The following is a 21,020-nucleotide window of genomic DNA, read 5'->3' as shown; positions in this document are numbered from 1 at the left end:
AACCGCCATGTCCAGCACCCCTCGCGTGGTGATCATCGGTGCCGGCATCGTCGGGGCCAACCTGGCCGACGAGCTCACCGCCCGCGGCTGGGACCGGGTCACCGTGGTCGACCAGGGCCCCCTGCCGCTGACCGGCGGGTCGACCTCGCACGCGCCCGGTCTGGTCTTCCAGACCAACGCGTCCAAGACGATGACCGAGTTCGCCTCGTACACCGTGGAGAAGTTCCTCGGCCTCGACGTCGACGGCGCCTGGTGCTTCAACCAGGTCGGCGGCCTGGAGGTGGCCACCACGCCGGAGCGGCTGGCCGAGCTGCACCGCCGCCAGGGCTGGGCCACCTCGTGGGGCGTGCGGGGCGAGGTGCTCGACCCGCAGCAGTGCGTCGAGCTGCACCCGCTGGTCGACCCCGACCGCATCCTCGGCGGGCTGTACGTGCCCAGCGACGGGCTGGCCAAGGCGTCCCGCGCCGTGGTGGCCCTGGCCCGCCGGGCCGAGGCCCGCGGCGCGGTGTTCCAGGGGGACACCCGGGTCACCGGCATCGAGCAGGCCGGCGGCCGGGTCACCGGCGTCCGGACGGAGGACGGCGTCATCCCCGCGGACGTCGTCGTCTCCTGCGCCGGGTTCTGGGGCCCCGCGATCGGCGCCATGGTCGGCATGCGGGTGCCGCTGCTGCCCCTGGCCCACCAGTTCGTCTGGACCGGTCAGGTGCCCGAGCTCGTGGGCCGCAACGACGAGCTGACCGAGGCCGGCATGCCGATCCTGCGCCACCAGGACCGCGACCTGTACTACCGCGAGCGCGGCGACCGCCTCGGCATCGGCTCCTACGCCCACCGGCCGATGCCGGTGGAGCTGACCGACCTGCCCGAGGGCGACGTCAGCGACTCGGCCATGCCGTCGATGCTGCCGTTCACCGAGGAGGACTTCGCCGAGCCCTGGGAGCACAGCCGCGAGCTGCTGCCCTCCCTGCGCTCGACCAAGGTCGACTCCGGCTTCAACGGCATCTTCTCCTTCACCCCGGACGGCGGCCCGCTGATCGGGGAGTCGCCCGACGTCGCCGGCTTCTGGATCGCCGAGGCGGTCTGGGTCACCCACTCGGCGGGGGTCGCCCGCTCCGTGGCCCAGCTGCTGGTCGACGGGCGCAGCGAGGTCGACCTGCACGGCTGCGACGTGGCCCGGTTCGAGGAGGTGCAGCTCACCGACGCCTACGTGCGGGAGACCGCGCAGCAGAACTTCGTCGAGGTGTACGACATCCTGCACCCGCTGGAGCCCAAGCTGTCCCCGCGGGACCTGCGGGTCAGCCCGTTCCACGCCCGGCAGCGGGAGCTCGGCGCGGTCTTCCTCGAGGCCTCCGGCTGGGAGCGGCCGCACTGGTACGAGGCCAACGCGCACCTGGTGGACCAGCTGCCCGCCGAGTGGGTGCCGCCGGCGCGCGACGACTGGGCGGCGCGGTTCTGGTCGCCGATCGCGGCCGCCGAGGCGTGGCGGACGCGGACCGCGGTCGCGATGTACGACATGACCCCGCTCAAGCGGCTGGAGGTCAGCGGCCCCGGCGCGCTGGACCTGCTGCAGCGGCTGACCACCAACCAGATGGACAAGTCGGTCGGCTCGGTCACCTACACCCTCGCGCTGGACGACGCCGGCGGTGTCCGCAGCGACCTCACCGTCGCCCGGCTGGGGGAGCAGCTGTTCCAGGTCGGCGCCAACGGCAACCTGGACCTCGACCACCTCCGCCGCCAGGCGCCGGACGACGGCAGTGTGCAGGTCCGCGACGTCACCGGCGGCACCTGCTGCATCGGCCTGTGGGGCCCGCTCGCCCGCGACCTGGTGCAGAGGGTCAGTGACGACGACTTCACCAACGAGGGGCTGAAGTACTTCCGCGCCAAGCGGGCCACCATCGGCGGCGTCCCGGTCACCGCCATGCGGCTGTCCTACGTCGGCGAGCTGGGCTGGGAGATCTACACCAGCGCCGAGCTCGGCCAGAAGCTGTGGGACGTGCTGTGGGCGGCCGGGCAGGACCTCGGCGTCGTCGCCGCCGGCCGGGCGGCGTTCAACAGCCTGCGGCTGGAGAAGGGCTACCGCTCCTGGGGCCACGACATGACGACCGAGCACGACCCCTACGAGGCCGGGCTCGGCTTCGCCGTCCGCAAGCAGAAGGGCGCCTTCGTCGGCAGCGACGCGGTGGCCGAGCGCAGCGGGGAGACGGTCACCCGGCGGCTGTCCTGCCTCACGATCGACGACGGCCGCACCGTCGTCCTCGGGCACGAGCCGGTGTACGTCGACGGCCGGCCGGCCGGCTACGTCACCAGTGCCGCCTTCGGGCACACGGTGGGCCGCCCCGTCGCCTACGCCTGGCTGCCGGCCTCGGCCGGGGTGGGGACGTCGGTGGAGATCGGGTACTTCGACCGCCGGATCCCGGCCACGGTCGCGGCGGAGCCGCTCGTGGACCCGGAGATGCAGCGCATCCGCGGCTGAGGGAGGACCTCGCCCGACCACCGCCCCGGCGGTGTGGCGCCCGGTGCCCGGGTGCCACACCGCCGGGGCGGCGATCGTGCCGGAGGGCCTCCTCGGCGTCCCCGGGCCCGGACGGCCCGTCCAGAGGCTCGCCACGAGCCTGGTGACGTGCTGGAACGGCCACCCTCCTGGGGCCCGCGCCGAGCCCGCGAGGCGTGGGAGGAGGGTGGTCCTTCCTCAGAGGACGGCGCGGATGGTCCGCTCGAAGCCGACGACGTGCTCGCGGGCGAGGTCCTCCGCGCGGTCGGCGTCCCCCGCGGCGATCGCCCGGAGCAGCTCGACGTGCTCCCCGACGTGCCGGTCGACCGTGGGCAGCCGGTCGAGGAACAGGCAGAAGATCCGGGTCGCCAGGTTGTCGTAGCGGACGAGCACGTCCTCGAGGTGCGGGTTCCCGGCTGCCCGGTAGATCGACCGGTGGACGACGAGGTCCCAGCGCATCAGCTCGTCGCGGTCGACCCCGCCCACGTCGAGCTCCTCGATCCGCAGGGCCAGCTCGTCCAGCTCGGCGCGCACGTGCCGCGCTGCGTGCTCGGCGGCCCGGCGCGCGGCGAGGGGCTCGAGCTGGACCCGGATCTCGGAGATGTGCGCCAGGTCGGTGATGTCCATGCCGGTGGCGAACGTGCCACGGCGGGGGTAGGTGACGACCAGCCGGTCACCCTCCAGGCGCTTGAGCGCCTCGCGGACGGGCGTGCGACCCACCCCGAGGGACCGGGCCAGCCCGTCGTCGTCGATCGGCTCGCCGGGGCGGATCTCGAGCATGATCAGCTGGTCGCGGATCGCCACGTAGGCCCGGTCGGCCAGCGACGTCCCGACGGTGTCGAGGTCCGACGGGGCAGCAGTCACGGCTCGCATCGTAAGTCCTGTCCGACGAGGGGTCTTGCCCCCTGGGAGCGAGCAACATATCGTCTGCCCACTCACTGATATATCAACCTTACACCGAGGAGGCCGCCATGGCCCGGCTGGGTGTGCGAGCGCCGGTGGCGACCCCCGCATGACGATCAGCGTCTTCGACCTGTTCACGGTCGGCATCGGGCCGTCGAGCTCCCACACGGTCGGCCCGATGCGCGCGGCCGCGACCTTCGCCGCCCGGCTGCGCGAGGCGGGCCTGCTGACGCGGACCGCCGGGGTGCGCTGCGAGCTGTTCGGGTCCCTGGGCGCGACCGGCCACGGGCACGGCAGCGTCGGGGCGGTCGTCCTCGGCCTCGAGGGGGAGCAGCCCGACCTGGTCGACCCGGTCGCCGCCGGGCCCCGCGTGGCGGAGGTGCGCTCCGGGGGCAAGCTCCGGCTGGGCGGCGAGCACCCGATCGCCTTCTCCGTCGACGACGACGTCGTGCTGCACCGGCGCAAGCGGCTGGAGTTCCACAGCAACGGCATGGTCTTCCGCGCGCTGGACGGCGCCGGCGGGGAGCTGGTGCGCCGCGAGTACTACTCGGTCGGCGGCGGCTTCGTCCTGGACGAGGACGACGCCGGGAACCCGGCCATCGTCGAGGACCCCACACCCGTCCGGTACCCGTTCCGCACCGGCGAGGAGCTGCTGGCCCGCACCCGTGAGACCGGGCTGCGGATCAGCGACGTGATGCTCGCCAACGAGCTGTCCTGGCGGAGCGAGGCGGAGGTGCGCGCGGGCCTGCTGCACGTCTGGTCGGTCATGCAGGAGTGCGTGGAGCGCGGCACCCGCACCACCGGGGTGCTGCCCGGCGGCCTGCGCGTGCGCCGTCGGGCGGCCGCGCTGCGGGCCCAGCTCGAGGCCGCCCGGGACGAGGCCGACCCCCTGCGGGCGATGGAGTGGGTGACCCTCTACGCGCTGGCGGTCAACGAGGAGAACGCGGCCGGGGGGCGGGTGGTCACCGCGCCGACGAACGGCGCCGCCGGCATCGTCCCCGCCGTCCTGCACTACTACCGCGACTTCGTCGACTCGTACTCCGAGGACGGCGTCGTCCGCTTCCTGCTCACCGCCGCGGCGATCGGCCTGCTGTTCAAGGAGAACGCCTCCATCTCCGGTGCCGAGGTCGGCTGCCAGGGCGAGGTCGGCTCGGCCTGCTCCATGGCCGCCGCCGGCCTGGCCGAGGTGATCGGGGGGACGCCGGAGCAGGTGGAGAACGCCGCCGAGATCGGCATCGAGCACAACCTGGGCCTCACCTGCGACCCCGTCGGCGGGCTGGTGCAGATCCCGTGCATCGAGCGCAACGCCGTGGGGTCGGTCAAGGCCATCACCGCCGCCCGGATGGCCGTGCGCGGCGACGGCCGGCACCACGTCCCGCTGGACAAGGCGATCAAGACCATGCGCGAGACCGGGGCCGACATGAAGGACAAGTACAAGGAGACCGCCCGTGGCGGGTTGGCCCTCAACGTCGTCGAGTGCTGAGGAGGCACCCGTGTCCCACCCGTTCACGCTCACGCTCAGCTGCCGGGAGCGCCCGGGCATCGTCCGCGCGGTCAGCTCGTTCCTGTTCGAGCACGGCTGCGACATCGTCGAGCACCAGCAGTTCGACGACGCGGTGCGGGGCCAGCTGTTCCTGCGGACGGCGTTCGTCGGCGCCGACGACGCCGACGCGGGCCGGCTCTCGGAGGCCTTCCGGGGGGTCGCCGACGAGTTCGGCATGACCTACGAGGTCACCGGCGGCCAGCCGCAGCGGGTGCTCGTGATGGTCTCCAAGCTCGGCCACTGCCTCAACGACCTGGTCTTCCGGTGGCGGGCGGGCAGCCTGGGCGGTGAGCTGGTCGCCGTGGTCTCCAACCACGAGGACCTGCGCCCGATGGCCGAGGCGGCCGGGCTGCCGTTCGAGCACGTCCCCGTGACGCCGGGGACCAAGCGGGACGCCGAGGCCCGGCTCCTGGAGCTGGTCGACGAGCACCGGGCCGACCTGGTGGTGCTGGCCCGCTACATGCAGGTGCTCTCCGACGACGCCTGCGCCGCGCTGTACGGCCGGGCCATCAACATCCACCACTCCTTCCTGCCCGGCTTCAAGGGCGCCAAGCCCTACCACCAGGCCTTCGACCGCGGGGTCAAGCTGGTGGGGGCGACGGCCCACTACGTGACCCCCGACCTGGACGAGGGGCCGATCATCGAGCAGGAGGTCATCCGCATCGACCACACCCACGACCCGCGGGCGCTGGCCACCGTCGGCCGGGACGCCGAGGCGCTGGCGCTCTCCCGCGCGGTCCGTTGGCACTGCGAGCGGCGGGTGCTGCTCAACGGGGCCAGCACGGTCGTCTTCCGCTGATCCCAGCGACGCCGGTGCCGCTGCCGGCCCGGGGCCGACCCGGGCGCCTGCGTCGTGTCCGACCGGTTCTCCCACCGGACCCCTGCGATCCACGCACCGCCTGGAGAGCGTCATGAGTCACGACAGCCACGAGCAGCCCGCGCCGACCCGCCCGGCGGGTGCACCGCCGTCGGACGGGGGCGCCGACCGGCCACGTGCCACGGGGCGGTCCCGGGGGGACGGGCCCGGAGCGGCCGGCGCCCGGGACGTCCCGGTCTCCGGCGCGCACCCCGCGATCGCCGAGCCGCCCCCGTGCATCGCCGACCGCCACGCAGCCGTGGACCGGGTCCTGTTCGTCGTCGCGGCGGTCATGGCGCTGGGCTTCGTGGTCTGGGGCTTCGCCAGCCCGACGGGTCTGGGCACGGTGAGCGGTTCGGTCCTCGGCTGGGTCACCGGCAACCTCGGCTGGCTGTTCGTGCTGCTGGCCACCGCGTTCGTCGTCTACGTCATCTGGCTGGCGGCCGGCAAGTACGGGCGCATCCCGCTGGGCCGCGACGACGAGCGGCCGGAGTTCCGCACCATCTCGTGGATCGCGATGATGTTCAGCGCCGGCATGGGCATCGGGCTGATGTTCTTCGGGGTCGCCGAGCCGCTGTCGCACTACGCCTCCCCACCCCCGCTCACGACCGAGGCGGAGACGTCGCAGGCCATCGAGACCGCGATGGCGACCACGCTGTTCCACTGGACGCTGCACCCGTGGGCGATGTACGCCGTCGTCGGGCTGGCGATCGCCTACGGCACCTTCCGGCGGGGCCGCCGTCAGCTGATCAGCTCCGCCTTCATCCCGCTGCTCGGCCGGCGGCGGGCTGAAGGCCCGGTCGGCCGGGTCATCGACGTCCTGGCCATCTTCGCGACGCTGTTCGGGTCGGCGGCCTCCCTCGGCCTCGGTGCCCTGCAGATCGGCAGTGGGGTCGAGATCCTCGGGTGGGCCGGGGACGTCGGCAACGGCGTCCTGGTCGCGATCATCGCGGTGCTGACCGCCGCCTTCGTCGCCTCGGCCGTCTCCGGCATCGAGCGCGGGATCCAGTGGCTGTCCAACACGAACATGGTCCTGGCCCTGCTGCTGGCGGTGTTCGTCTTCGTGCTCGGCCCGACGATCTTCATCCTCAACCTGATCCCCGACGCGGTCGGCAGCTACTTCTCCGACCTCGGCGAGATGGCCGCACGCACGGAGGCCACCGGCGGTGACCCGATGGCCACCTGGCTGCGCGGCTGGACGGTCTTCTACTGGGCCTGGTGGATCAGCTGGACGCCGTTCGTCGGGCTGTTCATCGCCCGCATCAGCCGCGGCCGGACCATCCGGCAGTTCGTCACGGGCGTGCTGCTGGTGCCCAGCCTGGTCAGCCTGCTGTGGTTCGCCGTCTTCGGCGGGGCCGGGATCGCCGCCCAGCGCGGCGGCGTCGACGTCGCCGGTCAGGGCACCACGGAGGGGCAGCTGTTCGCCGTCCTGGGGCAGTACCCCTGGGCCACCGCCGCCACCGTGCTCGTCATGGTCCTCGTGGCGATCTTCTTCGTGTCCGGTGCGGACGCCGCCTCGATCGTCATGGGGTCGCTCTCGCAGCGCGGCACCCTGGAGCCGAGCCGCTGGGTCGTCGTCTTCTGGGGCGTGGTGATGGGCTCCGTCGCAGCGATCATGCTGCTCCTCGGCGAGGACGGCGCCGCCCTGACGGGCCTGCAGAACCTCACGATCATCGCGGCACTGCCGTTCGCGCTGGTGATGGCGGCGATGGCCGTGAGCCTGGTCAAGGACCTGCGCCGCGACCCCATCGTCCTGCGCGGCACCTACGCCAGCGTGGCGATCGAGCAGGCCGTCGTCGAGGGCATCAGCCGGCACGGCGAGGACTTCGTCATCGTCGTCGAGCCGGCCCCCGTCGCCGAGGTCCCGGAGGCCGCAGCCGGGAGCGCCGCGCCGGTGGCGGTGACCCCGCGCCGGGACGGCGGATCCTCGTCCGCGCCCGACGGCGTCACGGGCCGGGCCATCGGCCGGCCGGCCGCGGGTACCCCCTGACCCGTCGGTACGTCGGGACCCCCCGCCGACCACCCCGGCCGGTTCGTGGGGGATCTTGACGTGGCGTGAGGCACCGACCAAGCTGTCTCGCCGACCACAACAGTCCCGCATACCGCAACAGACATGGGAGTGTCATGGCCAACCTCTTCATCGGCGGCACCTGGCGGCCGGGGTCCTCGTCGGACCAGCGCGAGGTCGTCAACCCGTTCGACCAGAGCGTCGTCGCGAAGGTCGACGAGGCGACCGTCGAGGACGTCGCCGCCGCCGTCGGTGCCGCCCGGGCGGCCTTCGACGCGGGCGCGTGGTCGGGCACCCCGGCGGCCGAGCGCGGCGCGCTGCTGCGCCGCGTCGCCGACCTCCTGGTGCGGGACCGGGAGGACATCGCCCGGCTGGAGACCCTGGACACCGGCAAGACCGTCGGTGAGAGCCGGCAGGACGTCGACGACGTGGCCTCGGTGTTCCGCTACTACGCCGACCTCGCCGACAAGGACCCCGGCCGCCTGGTCGACGCCGGCCGTCCCGACGTCGTCAGCCGCGTCGTGTACGAGCCCGTGGGCGTCTGCTCCCTCATCACGCCGTGGAACTACCCGCTGCTGCAGGTGTCCTGGAAGGTCGCACCGGCGCTCGCGGCCGGCAACACCATCGTCGTCAAGCCCAGCGAGGTCACCCCGCTGACCACCATCCGGCTCACCGAGCTGCTGGAGGAGGCCGGCGCCCCCGCGGGCGTGGTGAACCTCGTCCTCGGTGGCCGCGAGGTGGGGGCGGCGATGGTCGAGCACCCCGACGTGGACCTGGTGTCGTTCACCGGCGGCCTCAGCACCGGGCAGTCGATCCTGCGGGCGGCGGCCGAGACGGTGAAGAAGGTGACCGTCGAGCTGGGCGGCAAGAACCCCAACATCGTCTTCGCCGACGTCGACCTCGAGACTGCCGTCGACAACGCCCTGACGGCGGTCTTCCTGCACGCCGGCCAGGTGTGCTCCGCCGGCACCCGGCTCATCGTCCAGGACGAGATCCACGACGAGTTCGTCGCGGCCGTGGCCGAGCGCGCCGGGCGCATCCGTCTCGGCAACGGGTTCGACCCGGCGACCGAGAGCGGCCCCCTGGTCTCCGAGCAGCACCGGGCCGGCGTGGAGGAGTACGTCGCGGCCGGTGTCCGTGAGGGTGCCCGGCTGGTCACCGGTGGCCGCCGTCCCGAGGAGCCGGAGCTCGCGGGTGGGTTCTTCTACCTGCCGACGGTGTTCGCCGACTGCCGCCGCGACATGCGGATCGTGCAGGAGGAGTCCTTCGGGCCCGTCCTCACCGTGGAGCGGTTCACCACGGAGGAGGAGGCGATCGCGCTCGGCAACGACACCGACTACGGGCTCGCCGGCGCGGTCTGGACCGCCGACACCGCCCGGGCCGAGCGGGTCGCGCGAGCCCTGCGGCACGGGACGGTCTGGATCAACGACTTCGGCCCCTACCTGCCGCAGGCGGAGTGGGGCGGGTTCGGACGGTCGGGGAACGGGCGCGAGCTCGGGCCGTCCGGCCTCGCCGAGTACCGCGAGGCCAAGCACATCTGGCACAACACCGCCCCCGGGCCAGTCCGCTGGTTCAAGGGCTGACCTCTCACCCCCCAACCTCATCCCCCGGACGGACAGCCCATGAGCGCGCACCCCACCCAGGACGGCGACTCCCACCTCGCCGAGTTCGGCTACAAGCAGGAACTCGACCGCAGCATCGGCAAGTTCTCCAGCTTCGCGGCCGGCGTCAGCTACATCTCGATCCTGACCGGCACGTTCCAGCTGTTCTACTTCGGCTTCGGCGCCGGCGGCCCGGCCTACCTGTGGTCCTGGCCGATGGTCTTCCTCGGTCAGCTGATGGTGGCGCTGTGCTTCGCCGAGCTGGCCGCGAAGTACCCCGTGGCCGGGTCGCTCTACAACTGGACCAAGCGGCTGGGCAGCCGGACCACCTCGTGGATGACCGGCTGGATGATGCTCACGGCCTCGATCGTGACGCTCTCGGCGACCGTCCTCGCCTACCAGATCACGCTGCCCCAGCTGTGGTCGGGCTTCCAGGTCGTCGGTGACGGCACGGGCACCTACGACTTCGCGGTCAACGCCGTCATCCTCGGCAGCGTCCTCATCCTGTTCACCACGCTGGTGAACGCCTACGGCGTGAAGCTCATGGCACGGATCAACAGCGCCGGCGTCTTCATCGAGCTGGTCGCGGCCGTGCTGATCATCGTGATCCTGGCCGTGGCGATGACCCGCAGCCCCGTCGAGGTCCTCACGAACACCGCCGGGATGGGCGAGGGCCGGGACCTGGGCTACCTGGGCGCCTTCCTCGTCGCCGCGCTGGCCTCGGCGTACGTGATGTACGGCTTCGACACCGCCAGCTCGCTGGGCGAGGAGACGATCGACCCGCGGCGCACCGCCCCGAAGGCCATCGTCCGTGCGGTCACCGCGTCGTTCCTCCTCGGCGGCCTGATCCTGCTCTTCGGTCTCATGGCGGTCCAGGACCTGAACGACCCGCAGCTGTCCTCGAGCACCGGCGGCCTGCAGTACGTGCTGCTCCAGGTCGCGGGCACCGGGCTGGGCAAGGCGTTCCTGGTCTGCATCATGATCGCCATCACCGTGTGCTGCCTGGCGGTGCACACCGCGACGATCCGCATGATGTTCGCGATGGCGCGCGACAACAACCTGCCGTTCAGCTCCCGACTGTCGAAGGTCGACCCCAAGCGCAAGACGCCGGTCGTGCCCGCGGTCGTCATCGGCGTCCTGTCCATCAGCATCCTGCTGATCAACATCCGGCAGCCGCAGATCTTCACGGTGATCACCAGCATCGCGATCATCATGATCTACCTGGCCTACCTGCTGGTCACCGTGCCGATGCTGCTCAGCCGGCTGCGGGGCCGCTGGCCGGTCCCCGGCGAGCGCAACGACGGGACGTACTTCTCGCTCGGCCGCTGGGGCCTGCCGGTCAACATCCTGGCGGTGCTGTGGGGCGGGGGCATGGCGCTGAACCTGGCCTGGCCGCGGCGGGAGGTCTACAACGCGACCGAGCCGCACCACTGGTACCTGCAGTGGGGCGCCTTCGTCTTCATCGGTGCCATCGCGCTGGTCGGGCTGGCCTACTACCTGCTGCGGGCCCGGCACAACACCGGCGTGCTGCCCGAGCACGCCATCGGCACGGCGCCGGGTGCACCCGCCCCCTCGGGTGCCGGGACGGCGGTCCCGGCCGCGCGCCTCGGCGACCCGGACGAGGACCCGGGGCGTGCCGACGTCCCGGTCGGCGGCCGGCGCTGAGGAAGGACCACCCTCCAGGGCCCCGCCCCTCGCACGCCGGGGGCGGGGCCCTGGAGGGTGGCCGGTCGGGGAGCGGGCGGCGGGCGCGGTGAGGGACGTGGCCGAGTTCCTGCAGGGCTGGCCACCGTTCGACGCGCTCTCCGCCGAGGAGCTGCAGCGGGTCGCCGACGCCGCCGAGGTCGAGTACCTCCCGGCCGGGACCGTGCTCATCGAGCAGGGCGAGGCGCCGGTCGAGCACCTGCGCGTCGTCCGCCGGGGAGCGCTGGACATCGTGCACGACGGCCGGGTCCTGGACGAGCTCGGCGTGGGGGAGCTGTTCGGACAGGCGTCGATGCTCTCCGGGCTACCGGCCCGCTTCAGCGTGGTGGCCGCCGAGGACACGCTCTGCTACCGCATCCCCGCCGCGGCCGCGCGGCCGGTGCTGACCCAGCCGGCCGGCCTGCGCTTCGTGGCCCGCTCGCTGCTCGCGGACCCGGTGCCGCGCCGGCACGAGGTCGAGCCGGTCGTGGACGCCGCCCACCGCGCGGTCGCCGACCTGCTGCGGACCGAACCCGTCGTCTGTGCCCCCGGCACGTCGGTGCGGGAGGCCGCCGAGCGGATGACCGAGGTGGGCGCGACCGCGGCCGTCGTCGCCGTGCGCGGGGGCGAGCTCGGCATCGTGACCGACCGGGACCTGCGGGCGCGGGTCGTCGCCCGGGGGATCGCCACCGACACGCCGGTCGAGGAGGTCATGAGCTTCCCGGCGCACACGGTCGCCGCCGACGGCATGAGCGGCGAGGTGCTCCTGGACATGCTGGAGCGGGGCATCCGGCACCTGCCGGTGCTCAGCCCCGACGGCCGCGTGCTGGGCGTGCTGGAGGACGCCGACCTGCTCGCCGCTGCCCCGCGCAGCAGCTTCCACCTGCGGTCGGCGATCGCCCGCGCCCGCACGGTGCAGGACCTGGTGGCCGCGTCCGCCCAGCTGCGACCTGCGGTGGTCGCCCTCCACGACGCCCGGGTGGCCGCCACGGACATCGCCGGCATCCACTCGGTGGTGTCCGACGCGCTGACCCGGCGCCTGGTCCAGCTCACCGTCGCCGAGGTCGGCGAGCCGTCGGTGCCCTTCACCTGGCTGGCGCTGGGGAGCCTCGCGCGCCGGGAGGCGGTGCCGTCGTCCGACGTCGACAGCGCGCTGGTCTGGTACGGGGCCGCCGACGAGGGGATGCAGGCCGAGCTGCGCGCCGTCGCCGAGGCCGTGGTGGCCGGCCTGGAGGCGTGCGGCTTCCCGGCGGACACCAAGGGCGCGGTCGCCGCGGCACCGCTGTTCATGCGGTCGTACGCGGGGTGGCGGGCGGCCGCGCAGAGCTGGCTCGCGGACCCGACGCAGGAGGCCGCGCTCGTGCTCGTCTCGCTGATGGTCGACGGCCGGCCGGTGTGGGGGATCCGCAACGGGCCGGCCCTGCCGGAGGTCTTCCGGGACGCCCGCCGCCACCCGGGGTTCCTGACGCTGCTCGCCCGGTTCGCGCTGGGCCACCGCCCGCCGACCGGTTTCCTGCGGGACTTCGTCGTCGAGCACGGCGGGGAGCACGCCGGCCGGCTGGACCTCAAGCGGGGCGGGCTGCAGCCGATCGTCGACCTGGCGCGCTGGGCCGGCATGGCCGCCGGCGTCACCAGCGCCTCCACCCCTGCCCGGCTGCGGGCGGCCGCGGACGCGGGCACCCTCCCGGCGGACGACGTCCGGACCCTCCGCGAGGCCTTCGACCTGGTGCTGGAGCTCCGGGTGGACCACCAGGTCGAGCAGCTGCGGGCCGGCCGGCGGCCCGACGACCACCTCGCCCCGGCCGATCTGGACCCGGTGACGCGCGGAGCGCTCAAGGAGGCCTTCCGCGCGGTCTCCGCCGTCCAGCGGCGGCTGGCCGGCCAGCTCCGGCAGGGGGTGGTGTGATGCTGTCCCTGCTGAGGCGGCCGGGGAGCGCGGCGGCGCGGGCCTACCGGGACGCCGCGCGGGTCCCCGCGGGCACGCCGTGGCGGGAGGCGTCGTTCTGCGTCGTCGACCTCGAGCTCACCGGTCTGGACCCCCGGCACCACGAGATCGTGTCCTGGGGAGCGGTCTGCGTGGAGGGTGGCCGGGTCGTGTGCGGTACCGCCGCCGAGGGCCTGGCGCGCCCGGAGCGGGGAGTGCCGGCGGAGGCGGTGCGGATCCACGGGCTGCGTCCTGCCGACCTCGCCGACGCGCCGCCGCTGTCGGAGGCGCTCGACGGCCTGCTGCAGGTCATGACCGGGCGGGTCCTGGTGGCCCACGCGGCCTGGGTGGAGCGGGGCTTCCTCGGCCGCGCACTGCGGGCACGGGGGGTGCGGCTGCGGACGCCGGTCCTCGACACCTGCGCGCTGGGCCGGCTGTGGCTGGCCGGGACGGGGGTGACCCCGCCGTCCGTGGTGTCCCTGGAGGGTCTGGCGGGCGCGCTCGGGGTCCCCAGTTCCCGGCCGCACGAGGCCAGCGGGGACGCGTTCACGACCGCCCAGGTCTTCGTCGCGCTGGCCACGCTCCTGGAGGCGGCGGGCCCCGAGACGGTGGACACCCTCGCCGCGGCCTCCGCGCGGCTACGCGTCCAGCGCGCCTGACGGGCGACACGACGACGGCCGCCGCCGACCCCGGGGGCCAGCGGCGGCCGTCGCCGTGTCGCTCAGGCCTGGCCGGCGGCCTCGCTGACCGAGGCCGGCCGGTGCCGGTAGAACTCGACGTGCTCAGGGGCGAGCGGGGTGTTGCCGAGGATCAGGTCGGCGGCCTTCTCGGCCATCATCATGACCGGCGCGTAGATGTTGCCGTTGGTCACGTAGGGCATGGCCGAGGCGTCGACGACCCGCAGGCCCTCGAGCCCGTGCACCCGCATGCTCGTCGGGTCCACCACCGACAGCGGGTCGGTGCCCATCTTCGCCGTGCACGAGGGGTGCAGCGCGGTCTCGGCGTCCTTGGCCACCCAGCTGAGGATCTGCTCCGGGGTCTCGATCTCGGGCCCGGGGGAGATCTCGCCGCTGCTGAACTCGGCGAACGCCGGCTGCTCGAAGATCCTCCGCGCCACCTGCACCGCCTCGACCCACTCGCGGCGGTCCTGCTCGGTGGAGAGGTAGTTGAACCGCATGGCCGGCTTCACCCGCGGGTCCCGGGACTTGATCTTGAGCGTGCCGCGGGCGTCGGAGTACATCGGCCCGATGTGCACCTGGTACCCGTGGTCGCCGGCCGGCATCGAGCCGTCGTAGCGGACCGCGATCGGCAGGAAGTGGAACATCAGGTTCGGGTAGGCGACGTCGTCGTTGCTGCGCAGGAACCCACCGGCCTCGAAGTGGTTCGTCGCGCCGAGCCCCTTGCGGAGGAAGAGCCACTCCGCGCCGATCCTCGGCTTGTTCCACCACTTCATCCCCGGTGCGATGGACACCGGCTGCTTGCACGCGTGCTGGATGTAGACCTCGAGGTGGTCCTGCAGGTTCTCGCCGACCCCGGGCAGGTCGGCGACGACGTCGATGCCGAGGGCCCGGAGCTCCGAGCCGTTTCCGACGCCGGACAGCTGCAGCAGCTGCGGGGTGTTGATGGCACCGCCGCTGAGGACGACCTCACCGGCGTGCACCGTGCGGACCGGCCCGCGGCCGCGGCGGTACTCCACGCCGACGGCGCGCTTCCCGTCGAAGAGCACCCGGGTGACGAAGGCGCGGGTCTCCACGGTCAGGTTCGGGCGGGACTCCACCGGGTGCAGGTAGGCGCGGGCGGCGCTCAGCCGGCGGCCGCGGTGCACGTTGCGGTCGAAGGGCGCGAAGCCCTCCTGCCGGTAGCCGTTGACGTCGTCGGTGAGGGGGTAGCCGGCCTCCTGCACGGCGGAGAAGAAGGCCTGGAAGAGCGGGCTGGTGGCCGGTCCGCGCTCGAGGACCAGGGGGCCGTCCTTGCCGCGGAACGGGTCGTCCGGCGCCGCGGCCGTGCAGTTCTCCATGCGCTTGAAGTAGGGCAGGCAGTGCGCGAAGTCCCACGTCTCCATGCCCTCGTCGGCACCCCAGCGCTCGTAGTCCATGGGGTTGCCGCGCTGGAAGATCATCCCGTTGATGCTGCTCGAGCCGCCGAGCAGCTTGCCGCGGGCGTGGTAGACCCTGCGGCCGCCCATCCACGGCTCCGGCTCGCTCTCGTACTTCCAGTCGTAGAGCCGGTTGCCGATCGGGATGGTCAGCGCGGCCGGCATGTGCACGAAGACGTCCCAGAGGGAGTCGTTGCGCCCGGCCTCCAGGACCAGCACCCGGTTGCCGGGGTCGGCGCTGAGCCGGTTGGCGAGGGCGCTGCCCGCCGATCCGCCGCCCACGATGACGTAGTCGTACTGCTGCTGGCTCATGTCGTGCTCCTCCATCGTCCTGAGGTGGTGCGGCGGCCGGGCAGGGCTCGCGGCCCCCGAGCGGCGGTCAGGGGAGTGCGGGCTCGGCGGACCGCAGCTGCCGGCGCCAGCGGGTGAACAGGCGGGGCTGGTCCACCCCGAGGACGGCGACGGGACGGCCGTCGCGCTCGTAGACGGCCAGGAAGCTGCGGTCGGCACAGCTGCCCTCGACCACCTGCACCTCGTCGCCGTCCCGGCGGGTCCCGGCGAACTGGATGCGGTGGCCGTACTGCTCGGACCAGAAGTAGGGGACCGCCGGCCTCGTCCCGGGGTCGGTGCCCAGCAGGGTGGCGACCGCGGTCGTGGGCTGCTCCAGGGCGTGCGTCCAGTGCTCCACGCGGACGGCTCGTCCCGCGTCGGGGGACCAGGAGGACGCGCAGTCGCCGACGGCCACGACCCCCGGGACGTTCGTCGCGCACCGGGCGTCGGTGAGGACACCGCCCTCCAGGGCCACGCCGGAGTCGGCGAGCCACTCCACGTTGGGTACGGCGCCGATGCCGACGACCACGACGTCCGCGGGCAGCCGCCGCCCGTCGGCCAGCTCGACGGCCTCGACCCTGCCCGTGCCGACGAGGCGGGCGACCCCCGTGCCGGAGAGCAGGCGGGTGCCGTGGTCGGCGTGCAGCTCGGCGCAGACCGCACCCATCCGGGCTCCGAGCGGGCCTGCCAGCGGGACGGGCTGGGTCTCGACGACGGTGACGTCCAGCCCGAGGCCACGGGCGGTGGAGGCCACCTCGGCCCCGATGAAGCCGGCGCCGATCACGACCAGGTGTCCGCCCGCCAGCAGGTCGGCGCGCAGGGCGACGGCGTCGTCCAGGGAGCGCAGCACGTGGACGCCGGCGAGTGCCTCGGTCCCGGGGAGCCGGCGGGCGCGGGCGCCGGTGGCCAGGACGACCCCGTCGGCCCGGACCTCGCTGCCGTCGACCAGCCGCACCGCACGGGTGCCGCGGTCCAGGCCGACCGCGGTGGTGCCCAGTCGCCAGTCCAGGCCGAGCGCCTCGTCGGCGGCGGTGCCCAGCGCCAGGTCCTCCTGCGTGTACGTGCCGGCGAGGAACTCCTTGGACAGCGGTGGCCGGTCGTAGGGGGCGTGGACCTCCTCGCCGATGACGACGATCCGTCCGTCGTAGGACTGCGCGCGCAGGGCACGGGCCGCCGACAGCCCCGCCAGGGAGGCCCCCACGACCGCGACGGTCGCGGTCACGCCACGCCCTCCGCCGCCACCGCGACCTGGACGTGGACCACCCCGTCGACGACGGTCACCGCGTGCGTGCGCACCGGGGTCTTGGCCGGTGGGCCGGACGGCATCCCCGTCCGCAGGTCGAAGCAGGACGCGTGCAGGGGACACTCGACGGCGCAGCCCTCCAGCCACCCGTCGGCGAGCGAGGCGTCCTGGTGGGTGCAGGTGTCGTCGATGGCGTAGTACTCGCCGTCGACGTTGAAGACGGCGACGGGCGCGGGCACGCCGGCCGTCACGCGGATCGCCTCGCCGGGGGGTAGTGCGGCGGTCGGGCACACCGGGACCATGGACACTCCGGATGGCTGGTTGCGCTCAGCGCAACGGCTTGCTCTTGACGGAACAGCCTGGCGGCCCTCCTCGGGGTGAGTCAAGGGTCCGATGTGAAATCGATCTCTAGGCTGGGCTGGTGAGCGTCGAGGAGAGTTCCGGTACCGAGCGGGGACCGGCTGCGCTGGTCCAGTCGGTCGACCGTGCGCTGAGCGTCCTGGAGATCCTCGCGGTCCGGGGCGAGGCCGGGGTCACCGAGATCGCCGCGGAGCTCGGGGTGCACAAGTCGACGGCGTTCCGGCTGGTCGCCGTCCTGGAGAACCGGGGGTTCGTCGAGCAGCTGGCCGATCGCGGCAAGTACCGCCTCGGCTTCGGGATCATCCGCCTGGCCGGCGCCACCGTGGCCCAGTTCGACCTCGCCCAGGAGGGCCGCCAGGTCTGCGAGGTGCTCGCGTCCGACGTGGGGGAGACGGTCAACGTCGCCATCCTCGACCGCGACAGGGCGGTCAACATCAGCCAGGTACGGGGACGGGCGACGGTCAGCACCCACAACTGGGTGGGGCGGGGGACGCCGCTGCACGCCACGTCCAGCGGCAAGGTGCTCCTCGCCCACGCCCCGGACGCTGTGCGGGAGGCCGTGCTGTCCGGCGTCCTGGAGCGCTACACCGACGCCACGATCACCGATCGGGACGCCCTGCAGCGGCAACTCGAGGAGGTCGCGGCCCGCGGCTGGGGGGCCACGGTGGAGGAGCTCGAGGTCGGCCTCAACGCCGTCGCCGCGCCGGTGCGCGACGCGGACGGGCAGGTGGCCGCAGCGGTGAGCGTGTCCGGCCCGTCCTTCCGGATGACCCCGGCGTCCCTGGGGGACCTGGTGGCCCCCCTGGTGGTCGAGGCGGCGGACGCCCTGAGTCGGCGGCTCGGCTTCTTCGCCTGACGGGTGGTTGTGCAGGACGCAACGCAAACCGTAATCTGCAACACATTCGTCCGCGAGGGCTCCCTCCGGACGACGAACCGGGTCCACCCTGCTCAGCACAGTCCGACCGCCGGCGTACCCGCGTACGCCCGACGCCACCGAGGTGCCGCATGACCGCCACCGACCTGCCCGCGAGCCTCATCTCCACGCTGCCCGGCCAGTACTACACCGACCCCGCCATCTTCTCGCTCGAGCAGACCCGGGTGTTCGAGACCATGTGGTTCTGCGCGGTGCGGTCGGCGGACCTGCCGACCCCCGGGAAGTTCCGCAAGGTCCAGGTCGGCCGGGAGAGCGTCCTGGTCGTCCGCAGCCGGGACGGGCAGCTGCGGGCCTTCCTCAACATCTGCCGGCACCGCGGCGCGCAGATCTGCACGGAGGACTCGGGTGAGGTCAGGCGGGCCTTCCAGTGCCCGTACCACGCCTGGACCTACGACCTCGAGGGCAAGCTGGTCGCGGCCCCGAACCTGACGAAGATGCCCGACGTCGACCGCGTGCAGTACGGCCTGGTGCCGGTGCACCTGCGGGAGTGGCTGGGGTACGCGTGGGTGTGCCTGGCGGACGAGCCCCCGTCGTTCGAGGACGAGGTCATGGGCGCCGTCGTCGAGCGGCTCGGGGACCTCGCGTCGATCGAGGGCTACGAGCTGGACTCGCTGACGGTGGGCCGGCGCATCACCTACGACGTGAAAGCGAACTGGAAGCTCATCATCGAGAACTTCATGGAGTGCTACCACTGCGCGACGATCCACCCCGAGCTCACCGAGGTGCTCCCGGAGTTCGCCGACGGCTACGCCGCGCAGTTCTTCGTCGGGCACGGCGCGGAGTTCGGTGAGGACGTCCAGGGCTTCACCGTCGACGGCAGTGAGGGCTTCGACAAGCTCCCCGGCGTCGACGAGGACCACGACCGCCGCTACTACGCCATCACCGTCCGGCCGACGGTCTTCGTCAACCTGGTGCCCGACCACGTGATCTTCCACCGCATGTTCCCGGTGTCGGCCGACCGGACGATCGTGGAGTGCGACTGGCTCTACACCCGCGAGGTGGTGGAGTCCGGCAAGGACGTGTCCCGGTCGGTGGAGCTGTTCCACCGGGTCAACGAGCAGGACTTCGAGGCCTGCGAGCGGACCCAGCCGGCCATGTCGTCCCGGGCCTACGCCCACGGCGGCGTCCTGGTCCCGTCCGAGCACCACATCGGGGAGTTCCACGACTGGCTGACGCAGCGCCTGGCGGACTGAGGGAGGGCCCCGCCCTCGCAGGCTCAGGGCGGGGCCCGGGACGGGGCCGTTCCAGTACGTCACGGGGCTCGCGGCGAGCCTCGGGGCGGGACACGCGTCGGGGCCGGGAGGACCAGCGTCCTCCCGGCCCCGACGCGTGTCCGACGGTCGCGGACCATGCAGGCCTCGGCCACGAGAGGTGGCGCCGCGGCGACGATAGGTTGCGTCCATGACCGAGCAGATCGACGTGGAGTTCGACGACGAGGGCGTGACCCGGGTGGCCGACGTCCCCGGTGGGGTCCTGGTGGGGCACGACGGGTCGGCGTGCGCGCAGGAGGCGCTGCAGTGGGCCGCGCGCCTGGCCGCTCGCGCCGGCTTCGCGCTGCACGTGCTGCGCGCCTGGAAGATCACCACGGCCCCGCGGCCGGCGACGTGGGCGCCGGGCTACATCCCCCCGTTCGAGGACTTCGAGCAGGCGGTGCGTGCCGACCTGGAGGCCGACGTGGCCGCCGCTCGCCTGGACCCCGCGCTGCCGGTGACCTGCCACGTCACCCACGGCACCGCCGTGCGCGGGCTGATCGAGTCGGCGGTGCGGGCCGACCTCCTCGTGGTCGGCGCCCGCGGCCGCGGTGGCTTCACCGGGCTGCTGCTCGGTTCGGTCAGCGACCAGGTCGTGCGCCACGCCCCCTGCCCGGTCACGGTCGTCCGGACCGGTACCGGAGCGGCCCACGCCGGGGCCTGACGGCGGGGGACGGGCCGAGGCGGAGGGGTGTCGTCGCCGGGCCGGGCCCGGGGCGCTGACGGTGGCCGCAGTCCCCCCGGAACGGGCAGCATGCCGGGGTGACCACCGCCGGCGACCAGCACGGGCACACCCACCGCCTCGACCTGACCGACGCCAGCGTCCGGGAGTGGGACGCGACGGTCGTCGCGGCCGATCCCGAGCAGGGCATCGTCCTCGACCGCAGCGCCTTCTACCCGGGCGGCGGGGGGCAGCCGCCGGACGAGGGCGTGCTGCTGTGGGGCGGCGTCCGCACCCGCATCGCCGGCACCCGCAAGGGCGACGAGCTGTACCTGATCCCGGTGGAGGGCGACCCGGTGCCGCCCCCGGGCACCGCCGTCCGCGGGGCGCTGGACGACGAGCGGCGGACGGCGCTGATGCGGACGCACTCGGGCCTGCACGTGCTCACCGGCGTCGTCCTGCGCGACTTCGGCGCGAAGGTCACCGGGGGCAACATGGAGCCGCTGACCGCGCGCATGGACTTCGACCTGGCCGAGGTGCCGGCCGACTTCAAGGACCGCGTCGCCGAGGCGGTCAACGCGGAGATCGCCGCGGACCGGCGCATCGAGGTGCGTACGCTGCCGCGTGCGGAGGCCTACGCGATCCCCGACCTGATCCGGACGGCGACCGACCTGCTGCCGCCCGACATCGAGGAGGTCCGGATCGTGGACATCGTCGGCCTGGACCTGCAGGCCGACGGCGGCACGCACGTGGCCTCGACGGCGATGGTCGGCCGGGTCGAGGTGGTCAAGATGGAGAACAAGGGCCGCGGGTTCCGGCGGCTGCGCATCCGCATCGTGTGACGACGAGCTGTGCCGCAGAGACCAGTGGACGTGGGACGGCCCCGTGCGATCCCGCCAGTGGGCGTTCCCGGGCACTGAGGATGTCAAGGGGCTCCCCCACGTCTGTGGACAAGCCGCTGAGCTGGGGATTCATGCTGCTGCAGCGTCCTCGATCGGCTAGGCTTCGAACAGCTGATCGATCCGGTGGGAGGTGTCGTGGACGAGCTGTATGCCTCCCTCGACGCCCTGGCCGCCGAGGACCTCACCCCGCTGGTCGGCCCGGCGCTGCTGGACCGGCTGGGCCCGCTGCTGGCCGCGGC

At 73.4% G+C, this 21,020-nt stretch carries 16 protein-coding genes; 12 read left to right on the top strand and 4 right to left on the bottom strand.

Annotated elements, in window-relative coordinates; all coding sequences use genetic code 11:
* Nucleotides 1-7: 7 nt before the first annotated feature.
* Nucleotides 8-2,470 carry a GcvT family protein gene (locus ACI79G_RS23180; protein ID WP_456883390.1) on the top strand — a complete coding sequence of 821 codons (2,463 nt, stop codon included), beginning with the start codon at nt 8-10 and terminating at the stop codon, nt 2,468-2,470.
* A gap of 216 nt (nt 2,471-2,686) precedes the next feature.
* On the opposite strand, the gene ACI79G_RS23175 is transcribed toward ACI79G_RS23180, so the two are convergent.
* Complete coding sequence (locus ACI79G_RS23175) at nt 2,687-3,361, bottom strand: GntR family transcriptional regulator (protein WP_456883389.1); 675 nt, start codon at nt 3,359-3,361, stop codon at nt 2,687-2,689.
* A gap of 139 nt (nt 3,362-3,500) precedes the next feature.
* Between ACI79G_RS23175 and ACI79G_RS23170 the strand changes: the two genes are divergently transcribed.
* From ACI79G_RS23170 to ACI79G_RS23140, 7 genes are all read left to right on the top strand, one after another.
* On the top strand, nt 3,501-4,874 hold the full coding sequence (locus ACI79G_RS23170) for an L-serine ammonia-lyase (RefSeq protein WP_456883388.1): 1,374 nt from the start codon (nt 3,501-3,503) through the stop codon (nt 4,872-4,874).
* A gap of 10 nt (nt 4,875-4,884) precedes the next feature.
* Nucleotides 4,885-5,733, top strand: a complete 849-nt coding sequence (purU, locus tag ACI79G_RS23165) for a formyltetrahydrofolate deformylase (protein ID WP_456883387.1) — start codon at nt 4,885-4,887, stop codon at nt 5,731-5,733.
* A 112-nt stretch (nt 5,734-5,845) separates the two neighbouring features.
* Nucleotides 5,846-7,780: a BCCT family transporter gene (locus ACI79G_RS23160; RefSeq protein ID WP_456883386.1), complete on the top strand. Its 1,935-nt coding sequence runs from the start codon at nt 5,846-5,848 to the stop codon at nt 7,778-7,780.
* 134 nt (nt 7,781-7,914) lie between these two features.
* Nucleotides 7,915-9,381 (top strand): aldehyde dehydrogenase family protein, encoded by a 1,467-nt coding sequence (locus ACI79G_RS23155; RefSeq protein WP_456883385.1) that lies wholly within the window; start codon nt 7,915-7,917, stop codon nt 9,379-9,381.
* 39 nt (nt 9,382-9,420) lie between these two features.
* On the top strand, nt 9,421-11,064 hold the full coding sequence (locus ACI79G_RS23150) for an APC family permease (protein WP_456883384.1): 1,644 nt from the start codon (nt 9,421-9,423) through the stop codon (nt 11,062-11,064).
* Between the two features lie 97 nt (nt 11,065-11,161).
* Complete coding sequence (locus ACI79G_RS23145) at nt 11,162-12,988, top strand: putative nucleotidyltransferase substrate binding domain-containing protein (protein ID WP_456883383.1); 1,827 nt, start codon at nt 11,162-11,164, stop codon at nt 12,986-12,988.
* Nucleotides 12,988-13,665, top strand: coding sequence for a 3'-5' exonuclease (locus ACI79G_RS23140; RefSeq protein WP_456883382.1), 678 nt, complete (start codon nt 12,988-12,990; stop codon nt 13,663-13,665). The genes ACI79G_RS23145 and ACI79G_RS23140 overlap by 1 nt, the downstream gene beginning before the upstream one ends.
* Nucleotides 13,666-13,727: 62 nt before the next feature.
* On the opposite strand, the gene betA is transcribed toward ACI79G_RS23140, so the two are convergent.
* From betA to ACI79G_RS23125, 3 genes are all read right to left on the bottom strand, one after another.
* The gene (gene betA, locus ACI79G_RS23135; protein ID WP_456883381.1) at nt 13,728-15,413 is read right to left on the bottom strand and encodes a choline dehydrogenase; all 1,686 of its coding nucleotides are present in this window, start codon (nt 15,411-15,413) and stop codon (nt 13,728-13,730) included.
* 67 nt (nt 15,414-15,480) lie between these two features.
* Nucleotides 15,481-16,653, bottom strand: a complete 1,173-nt coding sequence (locus ACI79G_RS23130; protein ID WP_456883380.1) for an NAD(P)/FAD-dependent oxidoreductase — start codon at nt 16,651-16,653, stop codon at nt 15,481-15,483.
* On the bottom strand, nt 16,650-16,976 hold the full coding sequence (locus ACI79G_RS23125) for a bifunctional 3-phenylpropionate/cinnamic acid dioxygenase ferredoxin subunit (protein ID WP_456883379.1): 327 nt from the start codon (nt 16,974-16,976) through the stop codon (nt 16,650-16,652). The genes ACI79G_RS23130 and ACI79G_RS23125 overlap by 4 nt, the downstream gene beginning before the upstream one ends.
* A gap of 119 nt (nt 16,977-17,095) precedes the next feature.
* Between ACI79G_RS23125 and ACI79G_RS23120 the strand changes: the two genes are divergently transcribed.
* The 4 genes from ACI79G_RS23120 (at nt 17,096) to ACI79G_RS23105 (ending at nt 20,721) form a co-directional block, all read left to right on the top strand.
* Nucleotides 17,096-17,890, top strand: a complete 795-nt coding sequence (locus tag ACI79G_RS23120) for an IclR family transcriptional regulator (protein WP_456883378.1) — start codon at nt 17,096-17,098, stop codon at nt 17,888-17,890.
* Between the two features lie 149 nt (nt 17,891-18,039).
* Complete coding sequence (locus ACI79G_RS23115) at nt 18,040-19,161, top strand: aromatic ring-hydroxylating oxygenase subunit alpha (RefSeq protein WP_456883377.1); 1,122 nt, start codon at nt 18,040-18,042, stop codon at nt 19,159-19,161.
* A 208-nt stretch (nt 19,162-19,369) separates the two neighbouring features.
* Nucleotides 19,370-19,882, top strand: coding sequence for a universal stress protein (locus ACI79G_RS23110; RefSeq protein ID WP_456883376.1), 513 nt, complete (start codon nt 19,370-19,372; stop codon nt 19,880-19,882).
* A gap of 98 nt (nt 19,883-19,980) precedes the next feature.
* Complete coding sequence (locus ACI79G_RS23105; protein ID WP_456883375.1) at nt 19,981-20,721, top strand: alanyl-tRNA editing protein; 741 nt, start codon at nt 19,981-19,983, stop codon at nt 20,719-20,721.
* The last annotated feature ends 299 nt before the right edge of the window (nt 20,722-21,020 follow it).

This window comes from Geodermatophilus sp. SYSU D00779 (assembly GCF_054050595.1).
This window is presented reverse-complemented; position numbering and strand designations above follow the sequence as displayed.

What these genes read in the sequence shown, in the direction of transcription:
- ACI79G_RS23125 (WP_456883379.1), bottom strand. Translation starts at nt 16,976, where the DNA reads ATGGTCCCGGTGTGCCCGACCGCCGCACTACCCCCCGGCGAGGCGATC.
- ACI79G_RS23110 (WP_456883376.1), top strand. Translation starts at nt 19,370, where the DNA reads ATGACCGAGCAGATCGACGTGGAGTTCGACGACGAGGGCGTGACCCGG.
- ACI79G_RS23155 (WP_456883385.1), top strand. Translation starts at nt 7,915, where the DNA reads ATGGCCAACCTCTTCATCGGCGGCACCTGGCGGCCGGGGTCCTCGTCG.
- ACI79G_RS23180 (WP_456883390.1), top strand. Translation starts at nt 8, where the DNA reads ATGTCCAGCACCCCTCGCGTGGTGATCATCGGTGCCGGCATCGTCGGG.
- ACI79G_RS23170 (WP_456883388.1), top strand. Translation starts at nt 3,501, where the DNA reads ATGACGATCAGCGTCTTCGACCTGTTCACGGTCGGCATCGGGCCGTCG.
- betA (WP_456883381.1), bottom strand. Translation starts at nt 15,413, where the DNA reads ATGAGCCAGCAGCAGTACGACTACGTCATCGTGGGCGGCGGATCGGCG.
- ACI79G_RS23150 (WP_456883384.1), top strand. Translation starts at nt 9,421, where the DNA reads ATGAGCGCGCACCCCACCCAGGACGGCGACTCCCACCTCGCCGAGTTC.
- ACI79G_RS23115 (WP_456883377.1), top strand. Translation starts at nt 18,040, where the DNA reads ATGACCGCCACCGACCTGCCCGCGAGCCTCATCTCCACGCTGCCCGGC.
- ACI79G_RS23160 (WP_456883386.1), top strand. Translation starts at nt 5,846, where the DNA reads ATGAGTCACGACAGCCACGAGCAGCCCGCGCCGACCCGCCCGGCGGGT.
- ACI79G_RS23175 (WP_456883389.1), bottom strand. Translation starts at nt 3,361, where the DNA reads ATGCGAGCCGTGACTGCTGCCCCGTCGGACCTCGACACCGTCGGGACG.
- ACI79G_RS23140 (WP_456883382.1), top strand. Translation starts at nt 12,988, where the DNA reads ATGCTGTCCCTGCTGAGGCGGCCGGGGAGCGCGGCGGCGCGGGCCTAC.